This window comes from Serratia sp. CY43202 (assembly GCF_052168755.1).
GTDB classification, from domain to species: Bacteria; Pseudomonadota; Gammaproteobacteria; order Enterobacterales; family Enterobacteriaceae; genus Serratia; species Serratia bockelmannii.
The window spans coordinates 473,591-495,882 of record NZ_JBJNMB010000003.1 but is presented as its reverse complement, the minus strand read 5'-3'; the positions used below and the strand labels follow the sequence as shown (position 1 = coordinate 495,882).

Below are 22,292 nucleotides of genomic sequence, written 5' to 3'. Positions count from 1 at the left end.
TCATCGGCCGGTTATCGCCGGCCGCACGAATTTAAAAGAGCATCATGAGCGAAATTATTTACGGCATCCACGCCGTCAAAGCCCTGTTAGAGCGCGATCCGCAACGCTTCCTGGAAGTGTTTATCCTGAAAGGCCGCGAAGATCGCCGTCTGCAACCGCTGATCGCCGAGCTGGAAGCGACCGGCATCGTGATCCAGGTGGCGAACCGCCAATGGCTGGATGACAAGGTTGAAGGCGCGGTGCACCAGGGGATCATCGCCCGGGTGCGCGAAGGGCGTCAGTATCAGGAGAACGATCTGCCGGGCCTGCTGGAAAGCGTGGCGACCCCGTTCCTGCTGGTGCTGGACGGCGTGACCGACCCGCACAATCTCGGTGCCTGCCTGCGCAGCGCCGACGCAGCCGGCGTGCACGCGGTGATCGTGCCGCGCGACCGTTCCGCCCAGCTGAACGCCACCGCCAAGAAAGTGGCCTGTGGTGCCGCCGAAAACGTGCCGTTGATCCGCGTGACCAACCTGGCGCGTACGCTGCGTCTGCTGCAAGAGATGAATGTCTGGGTGGTGGGCACCGCCGGCGAAGCCGACCATACGCTGTATCAGAGCAAAATGACCGGCCCGATGGCGCTGGTGATGGGCGCGGAAGGCGAAGGCATGCGTCGCCTGACTCGCGAACACTGCGACGAGCTGATCAGCATCCCGATGGCCGGCACCGTCTCTTCGCTGAACGTGTCGGTCGCCACCGGCATCTGCCTGTTCGAAGCGGTGCGTCAGCGCGGCTGATTCTTCTGACGGGGGCCCCGTGCCCCCGTTAATTCCCCCTCTTGTGATCCCGCCTGCGGCAGAAATCTCTGCGCCGACCATACTTATTCCTGACGCTTTTTTCAGGGAGCACTCTCATGGTCTGGACTACGCACACCGTTTTTAACCAACCCAAGCCGCTGGGCAACAGCAACCTGTTTCTCTCCGATACGCCGCTGCGCGAAGCGTTGCAGCGTGAACAAGGCGGTTGGGACGCCGAGGTATTGGCCTCGCTGGGCCAGCAGCTCGGTACCCAGGAGTCGCTGGAGCTGGGGCGGCTGGCTAACGCCAACCCGCCGGAACTGTTGCGCTACGACGCCACTGGCCAGCGGCTGGACGACGTTCGCTTTCACCCCGCCTGGCATATTCTGATGCAGGGCCTGATCGCCAATCGGGTGCACAACCTGCCCTGGCAGGAGGATGCGCGCATCGGTTCCTTCGTGGCGCGCGCCGCGCGCTTTATGCTGCATGCGCAGGTCGAGGCCGGCACGCTGTGCCCGGTGACCATGACCTTCGGCGCCACGCCGCTGTTGCTGCAGGCGTTACCGGCCGAGTTTCGCTCCTGGCTGACGCCGCTGCTGTCGGACCGTTATGACGCTCACCTGCTGCCGGGCGGGCAAAAGCGCGGCCTGCTGATCGGCATGGGCATGACGGAGAAACAGGGCGGCTCCGATGTCTTGAGCAATACCACCACCGCCACGCCGCTCGGCGCGCGCGGGCCGGGCGAAGCCTACCGGCTGGTGGGGCACAAGTGGTTCTTCTCGGTGCCGCAGAGCGATGCGCACCTGGTGCTGGCGCAGGCCGAAGGCGGGCTGTCCTGCTTCTTCCTGCCGCGCATTTTGCCGGACGGCAGCCGCAACGCCATTCGCCTTGAGCGGTTGAAAGACAAGCTGGGCAACCGCTCCAACGCCAGCAGCGAGGTGGAGTTTCAGGACGCCACGGCCTGGCTGCTGGGCGATGAGGGCGACGGCGTGCGGCATATCCTGAAGATGGGCGGCCTGACTCGTTTCGACTGTTCGCTGGGCAGCCACGGCCTGATGCGCCGCGGGCTGTCGGTGGCGCTGTATCATGCTCTGCAGCGGCAGGCGTTCGGCAAGCTGTTGATAGAACAACCGCTGATGCGCCAGGTCTTGGCGCGCATGGCGCTGCGGCTGGAAGGGCATACCGCGTTGCTGTTCCGGCTGGCTCGTGCCTGGGAAAGCCGCAGCAATGAAGGCGAACTGATCTACAGCCGTCTGCTGACGCCGGCGGCCAAATACAGCATTTGCCGCCAGGGCATGCCGTTCATCGCCGAGGCGATGGAGGTGCTGGGCGGCATCGGTTACTGCGAGGAGAGTGAACTGCCGCGCCTGTACCGTGAAATGCCGGTGAACAGCATCTGGGAGGGCTCTGGCAACATCATGTGTCTGGACGTGTTGCGCAGCCTGCACAAACTGCCGGGCGCGCTCGAGATGTTGCAGTTCGAGCTGCAGCCGGTGCGCGGCCAGAATCGGTTGTTCGATCGCGCCTGGCGGCAGTGGCAGCAGCGTGCCCGGCAACCGCGTGAAGAGATGGGGCGGCTGCTGACCCAGCAGCTGTTCGACCTGTGCTGCGCCGCGCAGCTGCTGCAGCACGCCAGCCCGCAGATCGCCGACGCCTGGTGTCATCTGACGCTGGATCACCGTGGCGAGAGCCTGCTGTCGGCCGAGGTGTGCGAACTGCTGCTGAGTCGCGCCATCGGCGGTTAGGGAAAAGGGTGGCGCCCGGCGGCGAAAACCTTTTTAATTCAGCCTCACTCTGACAGGAAAATGCACATGGATATTCTCAGCGCGTTGGCGGCGTTTGCCTCTTACTTCTTCAGCGGCTTCGCCATGATTTTGGTGTTTCTGTTCGTCTATACCCGTATCACCCCGCACGATGAATGGGCGCTGATCAAGGCCGATAATCAATCCGCCGCCTTTGCTTTCATCGGCGCCTGCCTGGGGTATGTGATCCCGTTGGCCAGCGCGGCGATCAACTCGATCAGCCTGCTGGATTACCTGCTGTGGGGCGTGGTGGCGCTGGTGGTGCAACTGCTGCTGTTCGCCGCCGTGAAGATCTACATGCCGCGCATCAGCGACAAGATAGAAGCGAATCACCTGGCCGCCGGGATTTTCCTGGGGGGCGTCTCCGTCAGCGGCGGCGTGTTGAATGCGGCTTGCATGAGCTATTAAAGGTATAAGATGGCGGAGGCGCGCCAGCCAAGCGGGTGCGCCTGTTCTTCCATCCGCAGGATGCGGTAATAGCTGGCGCCGTGTTGGTCGGCGGTGCGGGCAATGGCCAGTTCCGCTTCCTGCGGCGAACCGGGCAGATCGTTGAAAGTGATCTCGGCGATTTCACTGAGCGGCGTCACACGATCGGCGGGCGCCAGCTCGGCGGACTGTGCGCCGGTGCTGAGCAATCCCATGGAAAGCAAGAGGGAGGTGAGTGCGGTGGAGCGTTTCATGGCGTTCCCCTTCGTCAGATCCTGAATCGACACCCGCAACATGCGGCATGCTGTCCCTCAGTGTGCAACACCCTTCTTCAGCCAGTGCAAAGCCAGTGTAAATCTGCTTAAAAAATCCCCGCCTTAACGATACAGGATCGCCTGGGAATACCATTGGCCCGGCACGACGGTTTCGCTGTTCATGATGATCACGTAATAACGGGCGCCGGCGGCGGTGGCCTTGCGTTGGATCTCCGCTTCCACGTCCATCGGACTGCCGCGCACCACGGCGGTGATGGTGCCCATTTTCGCCAGTGCGGCGGTCTGCGCGCGGACGATCTCCTGCGCCTGTGCGGTGGGGGGCGGCGGCGGTTTCGGCGTGGTGGTCATGATGCCGCAGGCGGAAAGCTGTGCGGCCAGCGTCAGGGCGATGAGTGTGCGGACTAGCGTCATGGTGACCTCGAAAGAGCCGGTGCGATGGCTTCAGTGTAACGCAATATAAGCTGTAACAGATTGAGCTAACGCTGCTTCGCGCAAGTTTGTCATGATTAAGGCCAACAGGTGGAGTGAGGATGAACGGATGATCGAAATTCATGACGAGCGAGTGGGCGATATCGCGGTGATTCATGCGGTGCCGGCGGGGCAGTATCATCGGCCGCTGCCGACGGTGTTCTTCTGCCATGGTTATACCTCGTCGAAAGAGGTGTACGCCTACTTCGCCTATGCGCTGGCGCGTGCCGGTTTTCGGGCGGTGTTGCCGGATGCCGATCGGCACGGCGAGCGATTCGATGGCGATGAGGCGCAGCGCCTGGCGTCATTCTGGGAGATCCTGCGCAGCAATATCGACGAACTGCCGCAGATCAAGGCGCATTTCGAGCGGCTTGGCCTGATCGTCGACGGCCGCATCGGCGTCGCCGGCGCCTCAATGGGCGGCATGACCGCGCTGGGCGCCTTCGCGCGCTTTCCGTGGATCCGCGCGGCCGCCAGCCTGATGGGCTCAGGCTATTACCGTGCGCTGGCGCAAACGCTGTATCCGCCGTTGGGCGAAGAGGGCGAGGCACTCTCGCCGGCGGCGTTTGCGGCGCGCACCGCCGTGTTGGCGGAGTATGAGCTGGAAGGGCGTTTGGAGACGATCGCCGGGCGGCCGCTGCTGCTGTGGCACGGCGAGACGGACGACGTGGTGCCGGCGGCGGACAGCCTGCGTTTGGCGGCTGAACTGCGGCAGCAAGGCGCAGATGGCCGCTTGACGTCGCTCGTCGAGCCGGGCGTGAAGCACCGCATCACGCCGCTGGCGCTGTCCGCTACCACCGATTTCTTCCTCCGCGAGCTGTAATACGCATCCGGGCGCGATGCGTGGAATTGCGCCGCTCTCTGCGGGCTGTTTCGGTCATTGTTTGACGCATGGCGGAGGAGAATGTCAGCGTGAATTCTTTCAGGGCAGCAAGGAGCGGAGAGCATGATAAAGGGTATCAGCAATACGGCCGAGACAGCGCGCGGGCTGGTGGGAACGATGAAAGTGCGCGCCGATCTTAACTCAGCGGCCTTCAGCGAGATGTTGGGGGCAGCCGACGGCAAGGTGCGGCAAAACAAGGCGGATCCGCTGTCGCGCATCACCGCGCAGACGGTGCAAAACATGACGGCGCTGTTTGCCTCCGCGCCGAAAGCGGCGGCCACTCACACCGCGGCGGCCGGTACGCTCTCCTTCGAGCAGCGGGTGACGCTGACGCAAAGCGCCGAGCTGCTGCAAACGCGGACAAACTATCTGCGGATGGCGCTGCAATTGCACAATCCGGGCAAAGCGTTCAGCGCGCCGGCGTTGCTCAAGCTGTGACAGGTGAGAAAGTGGAGCGCCCGACAAGCGGCGCTCCGGCGAAGATTGAGCGGGCTTTCTGATGAAGCCCTGGGGATTTCCCTGGCGTGGCGCGTCTTTTTAGCGGTACAGCTCGGCGCTGACGTGCATCGTGCTGTTGTCGCCCGGTTCGTGCAGGGCGATAATGCGATAAGAGGTCGCGCCGCGTTGATCGGCGATTTTACTGACCTGGCTGCTGGCGTCATCCGGCGAAACCACGTTCTGGTTCAGGGTGACGAAGCCAACGCTCTGGCGTTGATCGGCCTGGTGCGAGCTAATCTCCGTCGCGGCCATCACGTTGGCGGAGAACAGGGCGGCCAGCGCCGTCGCGAGAATAATGCGTTTCATAGTGCCTCTCTTAACCCTTTGCCGTTACGGCCTGACAGCGAGTGTCGCTGCGGCAAAAAGTCATTTATCTGTATTGAATAACCTGAAATCTTTTTCGTCGCGCTGTCTGCGGCGGATATGGTTAATTTTAGTCCGTTACTGCGGATTAAAAAGTGGGGTGTTTTGATGACCTCTTTCAAAAAAAATGAAATAGATTTGTGACTCAGCGCTGATTTCATTGAAAGATTTTTGAAACCCATGGATCGGCGTACATAGGTTCACCCACGAGCAAATCGTGCTATTTCCCATAGCGCCTCGCATTAACGCGAATAAAACCCACGCAGTCCTTGAGTTTCCCGCCCTGCGTCAGTATGATTACGCGTCATTTTTCAGCCGCACACTAAACACGTTCCTTGCTTCCATGGGCCGCGGTTGACCCTGACAGGAGGCTGAATAATCCGTAAGGAGCAATTCGATGCGTCATTACGAAATCGTTTTTATGGTCCATCCTGACCAAAGCGAACAGGTTCCGGGCATGATCGAGCGTTACAGTGCTACCATCACTAACGCGCAAGGTCAGATTCACCGTCTGGAAGACTGGGGCCGCCGTCAGCTGGCTTATCCGATCAACAAACTGCACAAAGCTCACTACGTTCTGCTGAACGTTGAAGCGCCGCAGGAAGCGATCGATGAGCTGGAAACTAACTTCCGCTTCAACGACGCCGTTATCCGCAGCATGGTTATGCGCGTTAAGCACGCGGTAACTGAAGCATCTCCGATGGTTAAAGCGAAAGACGAACGTCGTGGCGATCGCCGCGAAGACTTCGCTAACGAAACCGCAGATGATGCAGATGCTGGGGATTCTGAAGAGTAATTGCCGTCGTGACGGCTAATCGTCTGGTCTTGTCGGGCACTGTGTGCAAGGCGCCGGTTCGAAAAGTGAGTCCTTCCGGGATACCGCACTGCCAATTTGTGCTAGAGCACCGTTCGCAGCAGATGGAAGCCGGATTCAGCAGACAAGCATGGTGCCGAATGCCCGTGGTTGTCAGCGGACAACAGTCACAAGCACTAACTCAAAGATTAACGGTCGGCAGTCAGATTACCGTGCAAGGCTTTGTAAGCTGCCATCAAGGGCGCAACGGGCTGAGCAAATTGGTTCTGCATGCCGAGCAGATTGAATTGATAGATTCTGGAGACTAGCCAAATGGCACGTTATTTCCGTCGTCGCAAGTTCTGCCGTTTCACCGCGGAAGGCGTTCAAGAGATTGACTATAAAGACATCGCTACGCTGAAAAACTACATCACCGAAAGTGGTAAAATTGTACCGAGCCGTATCACCGGTACTCGTGCAAAATATCAGCGCCAGCTGGCCCGTGCTATCAAGCGCGCGCGCTACCTGTCTTTGTTGCCGTACACTGATCGTCATCAGTAATCGGCCACTGTCCATTAACGACTTTGAGAGGATAAGGTAATGCAAGTTATTCTGCTTGATAAAGTAGCAAACCTGGGCAGCCTGGGTGATCAAGTTAACGTTAAAGCGGGCTACGCTCGTAACTTCCTGGTACCACAGGGCAAAGCTGTTCCTGCTACCAAGAAAAACGTTGAGTTCTTCGAAGCACGCCGTGCTGAACTGGAAGCCAAACTGGCTGACGTTCTGGCTGCTGCTGAAGCTCGCGCAACCAAGATCAACGAACTGGGTTCAGTGACCATCGCTTCCAAATCTGGCGACGAAGGTAAACTGTTCGGCTCTATCGGCACCCGCGACATCGCTGACGCAGTGACTGCGGCAGGCGTTGAAGTTGCCAAGAGCGAAGTTCGTCTGCCGAACGGCGTTCTGCGTACCACTGGTGAGCACGAAGTGCACTTCCAGGTACACAGCGACGTGTTCGCACAGCTGAATGTAGTTGTGGTTGCAGAAGCGTAATTTACGCTGCTGTTAACCCGGTTAAAACGCCAGCCTCGCGCTGGCGTTTTGCTTTTCTGCGCCCGGCAAAACGCGCTACGCTTGAAGACGAGATAAAAAGGAGAGCGAGCGATGGCAAAGATTACGCTACAGCGGGTTTATGACTTCAGCGCGCCGGCGCCGGAACATTGTTATCTGATAGACCGGCTATGGCCGCGCGGCATCAGCAAGGAGCGGCTAGCGGGCGTCCAGTGGCTGAAACAGGTGGCGCCGGATGACGAACTGCGCAAGTGGTTCCATCAGCATACCGACCAGTGGACAGTCTTCGAAGAGCGTTACCGCCAACAGCTGGCTACCAACGACGCCTGGCAGCCGCTGGTGGCGCTCTTACGGCAGGGGAAAACGCTGACGCTGCTGTATGGCAGCAAGGACACCGAGCACAACCAGGGCGTGGTGCTGCGCGAGTTTTTGCTGGCGCAGCTGTAGGGATTAGCGTTCCCGGCGGTAGCTGCCGTCGGCCTGGCGGCGGAACAGCGCCTGGCTGTTGTCCACGGTGGTGACTGACAGCGCGTTAATCACGCCGTTAGCGTCGCGTTCGATACGCACTTCCTGGCCGGCTTTCATGTTGCTCAGCGGCTTGTCGCCGCCTTCCACCTGCGCCATGGCAAACACTTCATTTACCGGCAGATTGTTATCGCGAAACAGCTGGGCCAGGGTCTGGCCTGGCTGGATTTGGTAACGCTGCCAGTTGCCTGCCGGCGTCGGTTCGTTGGCTGAAGTGGTACCGCCGTCGTTTTGCAGATCGGCCTGCAGTGGCACGCTGGTTTCTTGGTGGGAGACCGGGAACGGCTGTCTTTCGGGCGAATAGGGCCACAGCAACGCCAACAGTAGGATGATGCCGAAGATCAGCACCCAGCGGCGGTGAAAGTAGGGCAGCGGCTCCATCCAATGGAAACCGTCCGGCAGATGCCAGACTTTGGCCAGCAGCGCTTTGACCTGCTGCATTTTGTCGTTGGCCGGCGGTGGCTCCGATGGCGGTTCCGCGCCTTCAGACGTGGGTGCGGCGCCCGGTTTCAGGCGCTGGCTGACGTTCAGCCAGGTGCGCAGCAGCGGCTGGTAGATGCGGGTGGTTTTCCTTCTCCTGGGCGCGATTCTGCCCATGGTGACCTCTCTTCGACGGCGTAATAATGAGCGCGGCGCGGCAAGCGCGTTGCCTGCCCGATATCCTGCTTTCAGTATAGTCCGCTAACTGATTGAAGTGAAAGGCGGCTGAGCGGCAGGGCCGGCGTTTGCGGCTGCGGGCGTTAACAGAAGGTTATTGTTTCTTTTTCTACGACAAAAGTCATCATTCTCCACACAAGATTTTACCCGGCATTGACGCGCTGTTATGCTGCGCTTTCGACTTTTTACAGACTTAAGGAAAACCCCATGACAACCCCTTCTTTTGACAGCGTTGAAGCGCAAGCAAGTTACGGGATTGGTTTACAGGTCGGCCAGCAGCTGCAAGAGTCCGGGCTGGAAGGTTTGCAACCGGAAGCTTTGCTGGCGGGTCTGCGCGACGCGCTGGAAGGGAATGCCCCGGCGGTTCCGGTAGACGTGGTGCACCGTGCGCTGCGTGAAATCCACGAGCGTGCGGATGCGGTGCGCCGCGAGCGCCAGCAGGCGATGGCCGTTGAAGGCCAGAAATTCCTGGACGACAACGCCAAGCGCGACGACGTGACGCTGACCGAGTCTGGCCTGCAGTTCTCCGTACTGGAGCAGGGCAACGGCCCAATCCCGTCCCGTCAGGATCGCGTGCGTGTGCACTACACCGGTCGTCTGATCAACGGCGACGTGTTCGACAGCTCGGTCGAGCGTGGCCAGCCGGCAGAATTCCCGGTCAGCGGCGTGATCCCAGGCTGGATTGAAGCGCTGACCCTGATGCCGGTCGGTTCCAAATGGCAGCTGTATATCCCGCACAACCTGGCCTACGGCGAACGTGGCGCAGGCGCGTCCATCCCGCCGTTCAGCGCGCTGGTGTTCGACGTCGAGCTGCTGGAAATCCTGTAATCCTACCGAAGATTGCTCTGGGCGCCTTTATGGCGCCCTTGTTTTATGCGCCGCTCAGCGCACGCGGGAACAGCAGGTTGTTTTCCAGGCTGATGTGCTCCATCAGATCGCCGATGAACTCGTCGATGCCGTTGTACAGCGCCCGCCAGGTGGTGCAGGCGCCCTCCGGCGGCGTCACGTTATCGGTGAGGAACTTCACCACCTCCAATTGCTCACCCGCCTCGTCATGCTCATGTTCCATCACTGAGATCGGTCCGGCGGCCTGCGGCCCCATGCCTTGTTTGATCAGCGGGAACAGGATCTGTTCCTCTTTCATCATGTGATTCTCCAGATCCAGGCGGATCAGGTTCAGCTGCTTCGCCAGTCCGCGCGGGCAGGTGGGTTTGTCGCCATGCACGCGTTCGACTTTTTCCGCCATCAGCACCAGTTCGGCCAGCTGCTCGCGGTGCCGCTGATGAAAGCGCGGCAGAATGTAATCAATTACTTCACCGAGCGGCGCCGTGCGCCAGTCCCGACTCTGCTCCGGTGTGGCGGCCAGGGCGGCCAGTTCGTTTTCCAGTCTGTCGATATCCAGCCCTTTGCGCTCGGCGGCGCGTGCCAGCGATTGCCGGCCGCCGCAGCAGAAATCCAGCTGATGCTGGCGAAACAGGCGGGATGCCCGGGGAATGGCGATAGCGAGCGCGCCAAGGGATTGATTGCGGTAATCCATGGTAGTGCCTCTTTAAACGAAGGAATTTTATAACATGTATTTTAAATGCAATTTAAAGGGCGCGCCAGCGGGAAAATAGAGGTGATGGCCGGGGGAGTGCCCCGGCCTGGTGATTATTTCGCGCTTAAATCGATGCGATAGACCGCGAAACCGGTACGGTCATTGCCTTCGGCGGTCATCGGGTATTGGGCGTGCTCTTTGATAAACGCCGTCGCGTTGTCCGAAGGCGAGGTCTCGAAGCGAATATCCAGCGGCTGCTTGCTGCTGAAGTTAGCCAAACGCCAATTGTTGTCCGCCTGCGGACGCACCGCGCCATGCCGCTGGGTTTCGGCGCTGATGTAGGTCGCCAGCACCGAGCGGTTTTCATCCGGCGAAGCGAAGGCGATATGTTTGTCGCCGGTGCCGGCAAACTTGCCGCCGTAGGCGCGATAGTTGTTGGTGGCAACCAGGAAGGTGGCGTTCGGATCGATAGGCTTGCCGTTAAAGGTCAGCTGTTTGATACGCTCCGCCTTCTCGTTGATCAGCTGGCATTCGCCGTCGTAACGCGCCGGCTGGCTGACGTCGATCTGGTAGTTGACGCCGTCGATCACGTCGAAGTTATAGGTGCGGAAGCCGTCCCAGTTGATCAAGCCCTGCGGCTTGGCGCTGTTGACGTCGATCTGGTTGAACTGGCCGGCGGAGCACTCCAGCCACTCTTTCACCTCTTTGCCGCTGGCCTTCACCACCACCAGCGTATTGGGGTAGAGATAGAGATCGGCGGCGTTGCGGAAGGTGAGCTGGCCTTTTTCCACTTCGACGAAGCTGGCGGGATCGTTCTTGCGGCCGCCGACCTTGAACGGCGCCGCCGCCGACAGCACCGGCAGATCGGCCAGGTCCGGATCGCCCTGGATGTAATGTTCGACGTAGGCCTTCTGCGCATTGTTGACGATCTGCACCGTCGGATCGTCCTGCACCAGCGCCAGGTAGCTGTACATGTTGCCGTCGGATTTACCGATCGGCTGGCTGACGAACTCGCGCGTGCCTTTGTGATCGTCCGCCAACACCTTCACCAGCGCGGCATCTTCCGCCGCCAGCGATGTCTTGTTCTCTTTATCGTAGATCGGCCGTGCTTCCGCTTTGGCGGCGGTCACTTTCCAACTGCCGTTATCGTTGTTGAGCTGCAGATCGACCACGCCGAGATGATCGCCCCATTGGCCCGGCATCACCGCCGGTACGCCGTTCAGCAGGCCTTTGTCGATATCCGCGCCTTTGATGTTGGCGAAGTCTTTGCTCGGGAACACCGCATGGGCGTGACCGAACATGATGGCGTCGATGCCCGGCACCTGGCTGAGGTAGTAGACTGAGTTCTCCGCCATTGCCTTGTAAGGCTCGCTGGACAGCCCGGAATGCGGGATCGCCACCACCAGATCGGCGCCCTGTTTACGCATTTGCGGCACGTAGCGCTTGGCGGTGGCGGTGATGTCGTCCACTGTCACTTTGCCCTGCAGGTTGGCTTTGTCCCACACCAGGATCTGCGGCGGCACGAAGCCGATGTAGCCGATGCGCAGCGTATGCGCCTTGCCGTCGCGGTCTTTCACCGGCGTATCGACGATGATGTACGGCGTGAACAGCGGTTTTTGCGTTTTGGCGTCGATGACGTTGGCGTTGATGTACGGGAATTTGGCGCCGGCGATGGCGTTCTTCAGATAGTCCAGCCCGTAGTTGAACTCATGGTTGCCGATGTTGCCGACGACGTAGTCCAGCGTGTTCATCGCCTTATAGACCGGGTGCACGTCACCCGGTTTCAGCCCCTTGGCTGCCATGTAGTCGCCGAGCGGGCTGCCCTGAATGATGTCGCCGTTGTCCACCAACACCGCGTTGGCGGCCTGCTGGCGCGCCTGTTGGATCAGGCTGGCGGTGCGCACCAGGCCGAATTTGTCGGTCGGCGTGTCCTTGTAGTAATCGAAGTCCATCATGTTGCTGTGCAGATCGGTGGTTTCCAGCACGCGCAGATCGACGGTCGCCGCCTGCGCCGAGGCGCACACCAGCAGCGCAAGCGCGGACAGCGTCAGTGGATGCTTCATCATTTGGGGTTCTCTCCATTCCATTATTCGAGTGTTATCGCAGAGGGAAATGTAATTAACACTGCTTGCCACAGTAAACTGTGAAGTGTGGCAGAAAACGGGAGCAGGTAACGCGGGGAAGTTCACAGTTGTGCCCAACAAGATCTGAGGATTTCCCGTGGCTTAGCCGGTTGAGATGGATATTCGGCGTAAAAAAAACTAGTCTGCTAGCAGAGACAGAGGGAAATTTCCCACGGAGATGCAGAGTTGAGGTGCATGATGTTAGAGCGAATTTGCCAACTGTCCCGCGAGGCGGGGGCGGCGATCATGGCGGTGTACGACGGTGAACAACCGCTTGATGTCGCACAGAAAAAAGATGACTCACCGGTGACGGCGGCCGATCTGGCGGCGCATCACATCATCAAGCGCGGCCTGGCGGCCCTGACGCCGGAGGTGCCGCTGCTGTCGGAAGAGGATCCGCCGGCGTGGGAAGAGCGCCGCAGCTGGACGCGCTACTGGTTGGTCGATCCGTTGGACGGCACCAAAGAGTTTTTGCACCGCAACGGCGAGTTCACGGTCAATATCGCCCTGATTGAAGACGGGCAGGCGGTGATGGGCGTGGTGTATGCCCCGGCGATCGACGTGTTGTATCTGGCGGAGCGCGGCAAGGCCTGGAAAGAAGAGAAGGGCGTGCGGCAGGCGATCGGCGTCAGCAACGCGCATCCGCCGCTGGTGGTGGTGAGCCGCTCGCATATCGACGACGAGCTGAAAGATTACCTTCAGCAACTGGGCGAGCACCAGACCGTGTCCGTCGGTTCCTCGCTGAAGTTTTGCCTGGTGGCGGAAGGCAAGGCGCAGCTTTATCCGCGCTTTGGGCCGACCAACATTTGGGATACCGCCGCAGGGCATGCGGTGGCGGTGGCTGCCGGGGCGCAAATTCACGATTGGCAGGGCAAGCCGTTGCTCTATACCCCGCGTGAATCTTTCCTCAACCCCGGCTTCCGGGTGTCGCTGTTCTGAGTTAGTTCGCCAACAGCTGGTGCAGTTTGGATATCACCTGCTGCACCTCTTCCGGCGTCAGCGCGCCGTCTTTAGCAAACTGAATGCGCCCTTGCTTATCCAGCACCACGATGGCTGAGCCTTTCGGCTGCAAATCCCAGGCCTTGCGCACGTTACCGTCGCTGTCGACGATAAACTGCGACCACGGGAACTCCTTCTTGCTGTCTTCAATGCTGCTGCGCACGAACATCGCGGTGCCCATCAGGGCATCGTCGGTGTTGACGATTGTCGTCGTTTGGTAACGATCGTGTGGTAGCTTCGCTTTCTTGATCGCTTCAATCAGTGGGTCGTTCATGTCTTTGGCGGAGCTGCGGCCGGCAATATGTTGTATCACTCGCACTTTTCCACTGAGCTGCGCGCTGTTCCAGTTTTGGTAGCTAAAATTACCGTCAGCGTAGTTGAGCTCTCCTTTGTCGCTGACGCCAACCGGCGCTACGCGCTGCTGGAGCTGGAAGTTGTGCGCGGAAGCGAAAAGTGGGGCGAGCAGCAGGGATACCATCAGCATGCGACTTGTTTTCATGCTTTCTCCTTGTAATGGGGGGAATTTGTGCGACAGCACTTCGACAGCCTAAAGCATAGGATGTGATAAGAGGTCTGTCCTGTTAACCGGATCGCAGATTTTCCCTTGGTTCGCTAATCATCAGATTTTGAAGGGATATCCTGAAAACGTTATAAATTATCATATACAATTCTGTCAAAAAGTGTAAATCCAGCGTAGATATCCGGGCAGAAGTGAACGTTCTGGTCTTTACTGGGTCTACTACATGCAATCAAGTTGCGTTCTGAATTTCGAGGCTGCCACCTTTGGCGGCTCGCTGAGCGCATGGATCAACGGGAGGAGCGTAAAAGAATGAGAATCTTCCAGCGTTATAACCCTTTGAAAGTGGCAAAGTACGTTAAGACCCTGTTTCGCGGAAGGCTGTATATCAAGGACGTGGGCGCATTTGAATTCGACGAGGGGAAAATCCTGCCGCCGAAGATTCGCGACAAGCGCCATTTCAGCGTGATGTCTGAAGTAAACCGCCAGGTGCTGCTGTTGCAGGCCGAGTTTGGCTGAACACTGCGCTGACAGCGATAAAAAAAATGCGGCCCCGATGGGGCCGCTGATGTTTTTGCCGGCTGGCGTCAAGCCGCCGGGGTGTCTTCCGGGGCTTTCGGCAGCACCGCCGCCGGTTTGTCGCTCAGCCGGGTGACCAGCAGCTGGTCTATCTTGTAGCTGTCGATATCCACCACTTCGAACTTGTAGCCGGCGTATTTGACGAAGTCGGTGCGTTTCGGGATCTTGCGCAGCATATACATCATAAAGCCGCCGATGGTCTCGTAGTTGCCCGCCTGCGGGAATTCGTCGATGTCCAGCACGCGCATCACGTCGTCGATCGGCGTGCCGCCCTCAATCAGCCATGAGCTTTCGTCGCGCGCCACGATCTGCTCTTCCTGGCCTTGGCCAACCAGATCGCCCATCAGCGTGGTCATCACGTCGTTAAGGGTGATGATGCCCACCACCAACGCATATTCATTGAGGATCACCGCGAAGTCTTCGCCGGCGGTCTTGAAGCTTTCCAGCGCTTCGGACAGCGTCAGCGTATCCGGCACGATCAGCGCCGAACGGATCTGCACGCCGCTGCTCAGCACCAGGCTCTGGTTGCCCAGCACGCGGTTCAGCAGGTCTTTGGAATCGACGTAGCCGACCACCTGATCGATATGGCCGTCGCACACCAGGAACTTGGAGTGCGGATGGGTCGAGACCTTCTCCTTGATGCTCTCTTCGCTTTCGCGCAGATCGAAGTACACCACGCTTTCGCGTGAGGTCATCGAAGACGGCACGGTGCGCGATTCCAGTTCGAACACGTTTTCAATCAGTTCGTGCTCCTGCTTGCGCAGCACGCCCGCCAGGGCGCCGGCTTCCACCACCGCGTAGATGTCATCGGAGGTGATGTCGTCCTTACGCACCATCGGCAGCTTGAACATGCGGAAAATCAGGTTGGCCATGCCGTTGAAGAACCACACCAGCGGGCGGAAGATCATGATGGAGAAACGCATCGGGTTGATGATCCGGACGGCGACCGTCTCTGGTGCAATCATACCGATGCGCTTCGGGGTCAAATCGGCGAACAGGATAAACAGGCTGGTCACCAGCACGAAGGAGCAGATAAAGCTGACCTGTTCCGCCAGTTCGGGCGACAGGAAGCGATCGAACAACACCTTGAAGGTGGGGGAGAAAGCCGCGTCGCCGACGATACCGCCGAGGATGGCCACGGCGTTCAGGCCGATCTGCACCACGGTGAAGAAGATGCCTGGGGTTTCTTGCAGTTTAAGCACTCTGGCGGCGTTGACGTTACCTTCGTCGGCCATCAGCTTCAGTTTGATCTTGCGCGAGGCGGCCAGAGAGATTTCCGACAGTGAGAAAAACGCACTCACCGCGATCAGAAAAAGAATCAGTAAAATACTGTTTAACATAATCTATCCATACGTGCCGACGGGATGCCGGCGCTCTTGAGGAAGGGTAGTACATAGTAAAAAAAGCAGCGATAACAACCAGAAGGGAAGCTATCGGGCCGCAGAAGCGGCCCGCATAGTATAGCAGTTGCCCCACAGGGGCCGCCAGCGGTTAAAAAAGTGCCGCCGGCCGGCATCGGATCAGCCCTGCGGTGGCAGGCAAACGCCGATGCCGCCCAGCCCGCAGTAGCCTTCCGGGTTTTTGAACAGGTACTGCTGATGATCGTCTTCCGCATAATAGAACGGCAGCGCCGGCGCGATTTCGGTGGTGATGACGCGCTTGTCGCCCGCCGCGTCCATCGCCTGCTGGAAGCGCTGCAGGCTGCTCTCCGCCTCGGCCTGCTGCTCTGGGCTCAGCGCATAAATCGCCGAGCGGTACTGCGTGCCGACGTCGCCGCCCTGGCGCATGCCCTGCGCCGGATCGTGATTTTCCCAGAACACCTGCAGCAGCTGTTTGTAGCTGACGACCTGCGGATCGAACACCACGCGCACCACTTCGGCGTGGCCGGTCTGGCCGCTGCACACTTCGCGGTAGGTCGGGTTCGGCGTATAGCCGCCGCTGTAGCCGGCGGCGGTGCTGTAGACGCCCGGCTGCTGCCAGAACAGACGCTCAACGCCCCAGAAACAGCCCATGGCGAAGATCGCCACCTCCATGCCTGCCGGCACCTGGGTCATCGAGTGTTCGGTGACCACGTTGAGCGTTGCGACAGGCATTGGCGTGGTGCGGCCAGGCAGCGCGCTTGCCTTATCGACGGTTTGTGATTTATCAAAAAATGGCACCACGGTTGACTCCTGTTGTCACAGTAAGAATTGACCCTACATGGCGGCGGTTCGGTTGTATCTCACCGCGTCTTTGCCCACAATAAGTGGCAAGTTGGATTTTGTATAAGCTTAACGCAGTATTTTGAGCGCCAAAAGTGAAGAATTCGCCTGTTGCGCGGCGGTGGCAAAGCGCGGCGGGCGGCGTCCGGAATAAGGTTGAAGAGGGCTGCCGTCATGATAGCGCGGAGTCTGCCCTGGCCCCGGAGCAAACACCATAACAGGAAAGTAAAATCAATAAGGAGAACACGTGCCAAAGTACCCGGTCATGTGCTTGATATCTGTGTTGCTTGCGGCACCTGCGGCCTATGCGGCGAACGTGCGGCTGCAGGTGGAGGGGTTAAGCGGAGAGTTGGAAAAAAACGTCCGGGTGCGCCTGTCGTCGATCACGCCTGAAGAGGTCGGCACCGACGGCCGCTTCCGCGCGCGGGTGGATGAGGCGGTGCGCCAGGGGCTGCGCGCGCTCGGCTATTACCAGCCGACCATCGAGTTTACGCTGGACGACCGACCGGGAATGTCGCGCCCGGTGCTGCATGCCAAGGTCAATCCGGGCGAGCCGGTGCGTATCGCCGGCGCCAATATCGTGCTGGAGGGCGGCGCGAAGACCGATGAAGACTACCTGACGCTGGTAAAGAAGGGGCGGCCGACCATCGGCGAGATCCTCAACCACGGCAAGTATGACAGTTTCAAAGGCTCGCTCACCGGCCTGGCGCTGCGCAAAGGCTATTTCGACGCCGACATGACCAAAAGCCAGCTCGGCGTGGCCGAAGATCTGCACAAGGCGTTTTGGGACATCGATTTCAACAGCGGCGAACGTTACCGCTTCGGCAAGGTGAAATTCACCGGTTCGCAAATCCGCGAAGACTATCTGCAAAATCTGGTGCCCTTTCATCAGGGGGATTACTACAGTTCGGAGGATTTGGCCGAGCTGAACCGCCGTTTGTCCGCTACCAACTGGTTCAACTCGGTGGTGGTGTCCCCTGATTTCAACGATGCCAAAGAGAACAAGATTTTGCCGTTGGACGCGCTGGTAACGCCGCGTACGCGCAATACCATCGAAACCGGTATCGGTTACTCCACCGACGTCGGCCCGCGGGTGAAAGGCACCTGGAAAAAGCCCTGGCTCAACGATCGCGGCCACAGCCTGGAAACCAGCGCCAGCGTGTCGGCGCCGGAGCAGCAGCTGGATCTGACCTATAAGATCCCGCTGCTGAAGAATCCGCTGGAGCAGTATTACCTGCTGCAGGGCGGGCTCAAGAACGTCGATCTTAACGACACCAAATCCGTGACCTCCAAAGTGGTGGCCTCGCGCAACTGGGATCTCTCCAGCGGCTGGCAGCGGGCGATCAACCTGACCTGGCGCTGGGATAACTTTACCCAGGGCAACGTCAGCAACACTACCATGCTGTTGTACCCCGGCGTCAGCTTCAACCGCACCCGCTCACGCGGTGGCCTGATGCCGACCTGGGGCGACAGCCAACGCTACTCCATCGACGTGTCCGACACCACCTGGGGCTCCGGCGTGGACTTCGCGCTGATGCAGGCGCAAAACGTCTGGATCCGCACGCTCGCCGACAAGCATCGTTTCGTGGCGCGCGGGCAGGTGGGATGGATAGAAACCAACGACTTCGACAAGGTGCCGCCGGATTTGCGCTTCTTCGCCGGCGGTGACCGCAGCATTCGCGGCTACAAGTACAAAGACATTTCGCCGCGCGGCGACGATGGCAAGCTGACCGGCGCCTCCAAGATGCTGACCGGCTCGCTGGAGTATCAATACAACGTGACCGGCAAATGGTGGGGGGCGATGTTCGTCGATTCCGGTGAAGCGGTGAACGATATCAAGAAAAGCAACTTCAAGACCGGCGCCGGTGTCGGCGTGCGCTGGCAGTCGCCGGTGGGGCCGGTGAAGTTGGATATCGCCGCGCCCGTGGGAGACAAGGACACTCACGGGATGCAGTTCTACATCGGTTTGGGGCCTGAACTATGAGCCTGGTTAAAAAGATTTGTCTCGGATTTCTGGTCGTCCTGCTGTTGCTGATCGGCGGGCTGGCCTTTCTGGTGGGCACTACCACCGGTTTGCATATGGTCATCAACGGCGCGGCGCGCTGGGTGCCGGGGCTGGAGATCGCCGGCGTCAGCGGCGGCTGGCGCGATCTGACGCTGAAGGGCGTGAAGTATCAGATGCCGGGCGTGACGGTCAACGCTGGGCAATTCCATCTGTCCCTCGATCTCTCCTGCTTTAAACGCAGCTCGCTGTGCGTCAACGCCTTGACCGCTCAGGACGTGGACGTGGCGGTGAACACCAAAGAGATGGCGCCCTCCACGCCGGTGGAGGAGAGCAGTGAGCCGACCACCAATCTCAGCACCCCTTATCCGATCACCCTGCGCCTGTTGGCGCTGAACAACATCAAGGTCACCGTCGACGACACCGCCATTTCTCTGGCCGAGTTCCGCACCGGCGCACAGTGGCAAGAGCGCGCGCTGACGCTGATGCCAACCAAGATCGGCTCGTTGCTGATCGCCTTGCCGAAAACGCCGCAAAATCCGTTGCCGGAAGCGGTGCAACCGGCGGTTGAGGTAGCGAAAAAGGTCGGTGAACAGGTTACCGACGCGGCGAAACCGGCGCCGCAGCCGGAAGAGAAGCCGCTCGGCGAAACGCTGAAGGAACTGTTCGCCAAACCGCTGTTGCCGGATCTGCCGGACATCCGCCTGCCGCTGGATATCACCGTCAAAGAGATCAGCGGCGAACAGCTGCGCTTGACCGGCGATACCGACGTGCTGATCACGAGTCTGTTGCTGCAGGCCAGCACGCAGGATCAGCATATCCAACTGGACAACTTCGACGTGAAGTCGCCGCAGGGCACGCTGTCGGTGCAGGGGCTGGCGACCCTGACCGGCGACTGGCCGGTGGCCCTGACCGCCAACAGCGCGCTGAACATCGAACCGCTGAAGGGCGAGAAGGTGAAGCTGAACATCGGTGGCGGGCTGCGTGATGAGCTGAAGGTCGCGCTGAACCTGTCCGGCCCGGTCGGCGCCCAGCTCGATGTGCAAACCCGGCTGGCCGAAGCCGGCCTGCCGCTGGCGCTGACGTTGCAGAGCAAACAGCTGAAATGGCCGCTGAGCGGCGAGGCGCAGTACCAGGTCAACGATTTTCGCCTGCGCTTTAACGGCAAGGCGACCGACTATGCGCTGTCGACACGCGCCAATCTGAAAGGCCAGGATCTGCCGCCGGCGGTGCTGACGCTGGACGGCAAAGGCAACGTTGAGCAGTTCAAGCTGGAGCGCCTGCGGCTGGCGGCGCTGCAGGGCAATACCGATCTCACTGCGCTGGTGGACTGGAGCAAGGCCATCAGCTGGAACTCGCAATTGACGCTGAGCGGCATCAATACCGCCAAGCAGTGGCCGGAATGGCCGGCGAAGCTGGATGGCAAGATCACCACGCGCGGCAGCCTGCACGGCGGCAGCTGGCAGCTGCAGGTGCCGGTGCTGCAGCTGGACGGCAACGTGAAGCAGAACAAGGTCACGGCGCGCGGTACGCTGAGCGGCAACGCCGCCGGGCAGTGGAAAATCCCCGGCATCGATCTGACGCTGGGGCGCAACCAGCTGAACGTCAAAGGGCAGCTGGATGAGAAAAGCTGGAACCTGGACGCCAACATCGACGCGCCGCGTCTGGACGGCGCGCTGCCGGGCCTGGGCGGCACCGCCAAAGGGCTGTTGAAACTGCGCGGCAATCTGCAGGCGCCGCAGCTGCTGGCGGATTTGACCGCCTCCGGCTTGCAGTGGCAGGCGCTGCGTATCAACCGCGTGAAAATAGACGGCGACGTGCGCTCCACGGATCAGATCCAGGGGCAGTTGGCGGTACGCGTCGAGCAGCTGAAGCAGGACGCGCTGGAAGTCAGCCTGCTGACCCTCGACGCCAAAGGCAGCGAGAAGCAGCATCAGCTGCAGTTGAAGATCGACGGCAAACCGGTCTCCGGCCAGCTGGCGCTGCAGGGCAGCTTCGATCGTCAGCAGCAGCGCTGGCGCGGCAATTTGAACAATACCCGCTTCGATACGCCGGTAGGGGAGTGGCGCCTGACGCGCGCCATCGCGCTGGATTACCTGAACACCGCGCAGAAAATCAGCATCGGGCCGCACTGTTGGCAGAACCCGAACGCCGAGCTGTGCGTGCCGAAGACCATTGAAGCCGGCCAGAGCGGCCAGGCTAGCGTGGTGCTCAATCGGTTCGACCTGGCGATGATCAAGCCGTTTCTCGGCCCGGAAACCGCCCTGAGCGGCGTGTTCACCGGCCGGGCCGACGTCAGCTGGAAACCAGGCGGCGCGCTGCCGGAGGCGAAAGTCACGCTGGCCGGCAACGGCGTCAAGGTGGTACAGCAGGTGCAGGGCAACGCGCTGCCTATCGCTTTCGATACGCTGACCCTCAACGCCGGCCTGAACAACGGCCGCGCGCAGGCCGACTGGCGGATCAAACTGACCAACAACGGCCAGTTTGACGGCAATATCCAGGTGGTGGATCCGCAGGTGCGGCGCACCATCAGCGGCAACGTCAATATCACCAACATCTCGCTGGCGCTGATCAACCCGGCGCTGATGAAGGGCGAAAGTGCAGCGGGCATGCTGAATGCCAACCTGCGTCTGGGCGGCAGCGCGCAGAAGCCGCTGGTGTTCGGGCGTCTGGCGTTGGATCGGGCGAAGGTGCAGGGGCACTGGATGCCGTTCGATATGACCGACGCGCGGCTGGCGGTGAATTTCAACGGCATGACCTCGACGCTGGAGGGGCTGCTCAGCACCACCCGCGGCCAGCTGAATCTGGCGGGCGATGCAGACTGGCGTGACATCAACGCCTGGCGTGCGCGCATTGCCGCCAAGGGCGACAAGCTGCGGGTGACGGTGCCGCCGATGATCCGCATCGACGTGTCGCCGGATCTGGTGTTCGAAGCCACGCCGCAGCTGTTCTCGCTCAACGGCAAGGTCGATATCCCTTGGGCGCGCATTACGGTGCAGGAGCTGCCGGAAAGCGCGGTGGGCGTCTCTTCCGACGAGGTGATGCTGGACGATCAGCTGAAGCCGATTCAGCCGAAGACCGCTTCGATCCCGATCAACAGCAACCTGATGATCCACGTCGGCAATGACGTGCGGCTGGACGCCTTCGGCCTGAAAGCCCGCTTGAAGGGCGATTTGAAAGTGGTACAGGACAAGAAAGGGCTGGGCCTCAACGGCCAGATTGACATCCCTTCCGGTCGCTTCCATGCTTATGGTCAGGATTTGATCGTGCGTAAAGGGCTGCTGATGTTCTCCGGCCCGCCGGATCAGCCGCTGCTCAATATTGAAGCGATCCGCAACCCGGAATCCACCGAGGACGACGTGACTGCCGGCGTGCGCGTGACCGGCCTGGCGGATGCACCGAAGCTGGAAGTGTTCTCCGATCCGGCCAAATCGCAACAGGAAGCCTTGTCTTATCTGCTGCGCGGCCAGGGCTTGAGCAGCTCCGGCGCCGACGGCAACGCCATGACGTCGATGTTAATCGGCATGGGGGTTGCACAAAGTGGTCAACTTGTGGGTAAAATCGGCGAGGCATTCGGCGTGAGTAATTTGGCTCTGGACACTCAAGGGGTTGGCGACAATTCCCAGGTTGTCGTGAGCGGCTATGTCCTCCCAGGCTTACAAGTAAAATATGGGGTGGGCATTTTCGACTCGCTGGCCACGCTGACGTTGCGTTATCGCCTGATGCCTAAGTTGTATCTTGAAGCGGTGTCTGGTCTCGACCAGGCATTAGATTTGCTCTATCAGTTTGAGTTTTAG

At 60.1% G+C, this 22,292-nt stretch carries 24 protein-coding genes; 15 read left to right on the top strand and 9 right to left on the bottom strand.

The window, feature by feature from the left end; genetic code table 11:
- Positions 1-44: 44 nt before the first annotated feature.
- The 3 genes from rlmB (at position 45) to ACJ8J5_RS08820 (ending at position 2,986) form a co-directional block, all read left to right on the top strand.
- Positions 45-776: a 23S rRNA (guanosine(2251)-2'-O)-methyltransferase RlmB gene (gene rlmB, locus ACJ8J5_RS08830; RefSeq protein ID WP_025305025.1), complete on the top strand. Its 732-nt coding sequence runs from the start codon at positions 45-47 to the stop codon at positions 774-776.
- A 116-nt stretch (positions 777-892) separates the two neighbouring features.
- Positions 893-2,521 carry an isovaleryl-CoA dehydrogenase gene (locus ACJ8J5_RS08825; protein WP_060433975.1) on the top strand — a complete coding sequence of 543 codons (1,629 nt, stop codon included), beginning with the start codon at positions 893-895 and terminating at the stop codon, positions 2,519-2,521.
- A gap of 66 nt (positions 2,522-2,587) precedes the next feature.
- Complete coding sequence (locus ACJ8J5_RS08820; protein ID WP_015376394.1) at positions 2,588-2,986, top strand: DUF350 domain-containing protein; 399 nt, start codon at positions 2,588-2,590, stop codon at positions 2,984-2,986.
- Here the strand turns inward: ACJ8J5_RS08820 and ACJ8J5_RS08815 are convergent.
- Both ACJ8J5_RS08815 and bsmA read right to left on the bottom strand, forming a co-directional pair.
- A complete protein-coding gene (locus ACJ8J5_RS08815; protein WP_025305027.1) occupies positions 2,983-3,258 on the bottom strand; it encodes a DUF1471 domain-containing protein in 276 nt (91 codons plus the stop codon). The genes ACJ8J5_RS08820 and ACJ8J5_RS08815 overlap by 4 nt on opposite strands.
- Before the next feature lie 123 nt (positions 3,259-3,381).
- Positions 3,382-3,690 carry a biofilm peroxide resistance protein BsmA gene (bsmA, locus tag ACJ8J5_RS08810; RefSeq protein WP_025305028.1) on the bottom strand — a complete coding sequence of 103 codons (309 nt, stop codon included), beginning with the start codon at positions 3,688-3,690 and terminating at the stop codon, positions 3,382-3,384.
- Between the two features lie 127 nt (positions 3,691-3,817).
- Here bsmA and yjfP point away from each other — a divergent pair, with 127 nt between their 5' ends.
- Together yjfP and ACJ8J5_RS08800 are read left to right on the top strand one after the other, a co-directional pair.
- Positions 3,818-4,570, top strand: a complete 753-nt coding sequence (yjfP, locus tag ACJ8J5_RS08805; RefSeq protein WP_025305029.1) for an esterase — start codon at positions 3,818-3,820, stop codon at positions 4,568-4,570.
- Positions 4,571-4,693: 123 nt separating this feature from the next.
- Entirely contained in the window at positions 4,694-5,068 is a 375-nt protein-coding gene (locus ACJ8J5_RS08800) for a hypothetical protein (RefSeq protein ID WP_197769220.1), read from the top strand.
- A gap of 99 nt (positions 5,069-5,167) precedes the next feature.
- On the opposite strand, the gene ACJ8J5_RS08795 is transcribed toward ACJ8J5_RS08800, so the two are convergent.
- Positions 5,168-5,434 carry a DUF1471 domain-containing protein gene (locus ACJ8J5_RS08795; RefSeq protein WP_043139300.1) on the bottom strand — a complete coding sequence of 89 codons (267 nt, stop codon included), beginning with the start codon at positions 5,432-5,434 and terminating at the stop codon, positions 5,168-5,170.
- A 454-nt stretch (positions 5,435-5,888) separates the two neighbouring features.
- On the opposite strand from ACJ8J5_RS08795, the gene rpsF reads away from it, so the two are divergent.
- From rpsF to ACJ8J5_RS08770, 5 genes are all read left to right on the top strand, one after another.
- Positions 5,889-6,287 carry a 30S ribosomal protein S6 gene (rpsF, locus tag ACJ8J5_RS08790; protein WP_004933634.1) on the top strand — a complete coding sequence of 133 codons (399 nt, stop codon included), beginning with the start codon at positions 5,889-5,891 and terminating at the stop codon, positions 6,285-6,287.
- Positions 6,288-6,295: 8 nt separating this feature from the next.
- A complete protein-coding gene (gene priB / locus ACJ8J5_RS08785; RefSeq protein WP_049233092.1) occupies positions 6,296-6,613 on the top strand; it encodes a primosomal replication protein N in 318 nt (105 codons plus the stop codon).
- A gap of 4 nt (positions 6,614-6,617) precedes the next feature.
- The gene (gene rpsR / locus ACJ8J5_RS08780) at positions 6,618-6,845 is read left to right on the top strand and encodes a 30S ribosomal protein S18 (RefSeq protein ID WP_000135199.1); all 228 of its coding nucleotides are present in this window, start codon (positions 6,618-6,620) and stop codon (positions 6,843-6,845) included.
- Between the two features lie 39 nt (positions 6,846-6,884).
- Positions 6,885-7,337, top strand: a complete 453-nt coding sequence (gene rplI / locus ACJ8J5_RS08775) for a 50S ribosomal protein L9 (RefSeq protein ID WP_004933629.1) — start codon at positions 6,885-6,887, stop codon at positions 7,335-7,337.
- 111 nt (positions 7,338-7,448) lie between these two features.
- Entirely contained in the window at positions 7,449-7,802 is a 354-nt protein-coding gene (locus ACJ8J5_RS08770; protein WP_060433979.1) for a DUF488 domain-containing protein, read from the top strand.
- A gap of 3 nt (positions 7,803-7,805) precedes the next feature.
- Here the strand turns inward: ACJ8J5_RS08770 and ACJ8J5_RS08765 are convergent, their stop codons facing one another.
- Complete coding sequence (locus ACJ8J5_RS08765; RefSeq protein WP_060433981.1) at positions 7,806-8,477, bottom strand: OapA family protein; 672 nt, start codon at positions 8,475-8,477, stop codon at positions 7,806-7,808.
- A 267-nt stretch (positions 8,478-8,744) separates the two neighbouring features.
- Here ACJ8J5_RS08765 and fklB point away from each other — a divergent pair, with 267 nt between their 5' ends.
- Positions 8,745-9,365, top strand: coding sequence for an FKBP-type peptidyl-prolyl cis-trans isomerase (gene fklB, locus ACJ8J5_RS08760; protein WP_004933618.1), 621 nt, complete (start codon positions 8,745-8,747; stop codon positions 9,363-9,365).
- A 43-nt stretch (positions 9,366-9,408) separates the two neighbouring features.
- On the opposite strand, the gene ytfE is transcribed toward fklB, so the two are convergent.
- Positions 9,409-10,074 carry an iron-sulfur cluster repair protein YtfE gene (gene ytfE, locus ACJ8J5_RS08755; protein ID WP_060433984.1) on the bottom strand — a complete coding sequence of 222 codons (666 nt, stop codon included), beginning with the start codon at positions 10,072-10,074 and terminating at the stop codon, positions 9,409-9,411.
- Between the two features lie 113 nt (positions 10,075-10,187).
- On the bottom strand, positions 10,188-12,140 hold the full coding sequence (locus ACJ8J5_RS08750; protein ID WP_414104949.1) for a bifunctional 2',3'-cyclic-nucleotide 2'-phosphodiesterase/3'-nucleotidase: 1,953 nt from the start codon (positions 12,138-12,140) through the stop codon (positions 10,188-10,190).
- A gap of 255 nt (positions 12,141-12,395) precedes the next feature.
- On the opposite strand from ACJ8J5_RS08750, the gene cysQ reads away from it, so the two are divergent.
- Complete coding sequence (gene cysQ / locus ACJ8J5_RS08745; RefSeq protein WP_004933611.1) at positions 12,396-13,136, top strand: 3'(2'),5'-bisphosphate nucleotidase CysQ; 741 nt, start codon at positions 12,396-12,398, stop codon at positions 13,134-13,136.
- A 1-nt stretch (position 13,137) separates the two neighbouring features.
- On the opposite strand, the gene ACJ8J5_RS08740 is transcribed toward cysQ, so the two are convergent.
- On the bottom strand, positions 13,138-13,695 hold the full coding sequence (locus tag ACJ8J5_RS08740) for a YtfJ family protein (RefSeq protein WP_025305036.1): 558 nt from the start codon (positions 13,693-13,695) through the stop codon (positions 13,138-13,140).
- Positions 13,696-14,025: 330 nt separating this feature from the next.
- On the opposite strand from ACJ8J5_RS08740, the gene ACJ8J5_RS08735 reads away from it, so the two are divergent.
- Positions 14,026-14,232 carry a DUF1107 domain-containing protein gene (locus ACJ8J5_RS08735; RefSeq protein ID WP_019453363.1) on the top strand — a complete coding sequence of 69 codons (207 nt, stop codon included), beginning with the start codon at positions 14,026-14,028 and terminating at the stop codon, positions 14,230-14,232.
- Between the two features lie 68 nt (positions 14,233-14,300).
- Here ACJ8J5_RS08735 and ACJ8J5_RS08730 read toward each other — a convergent pair whose 3' ends face one another.
- A complete protein-coding gene (locus tag ACJ8J5_RS08730; protein ID WP_049201431.1) occupies positions 14,301-15,632 on the bottom strand; it encodes a hemolysin family protein in 1,332 nt (443 codons plus the stop codon).
- Positions 15,633-15,812: 180 nt separating this feature from the next.
- Positions 15,813-16,454 carry a peptide-methionine (S)-S-oxide reductase MsrA gene (gene msrA / locus ACJ8J5_RS08725; RefSeq protein ID WP_164063737.1) on the bottom strand — a complete coding sequence of 214 codons (642 nt, stop codon included), beginning with the start codon at positions 16,452-16,454 and terminating at the stop codon, positions 15,813-15,815.
- Between the two features lie 304 nt (positions 16,455-16,758).
- Here msrA and tamA point away from each other — a divergent pair, with 304 nt between their 5' ends.
- Entirely contained in the window at positions 16,759-18,477 is a 1,719-nt protein-coding gene (gene tamA, locus ACJ8J5_RS08720; protein ID WP_169540592.1) for an autotransporter assembly complex protein TamA, read from the top strand.
- The gene (gene tamB, locus ACJ8J5_RS08715) at positions 18,474-22,292 is read left to right on the top strand and encodes an autotransporter assembly complex protein TamB (RefSeq protein WP_414104951.1); all 3,819 of its coding nucleotides are present in this window, start codon (positions 18,474-18,476) and stop codon (positions 22,290-22,292) included. The genes tamA and tamB overlap by 4 nt, the downstream gene beginning before the upstream one ends.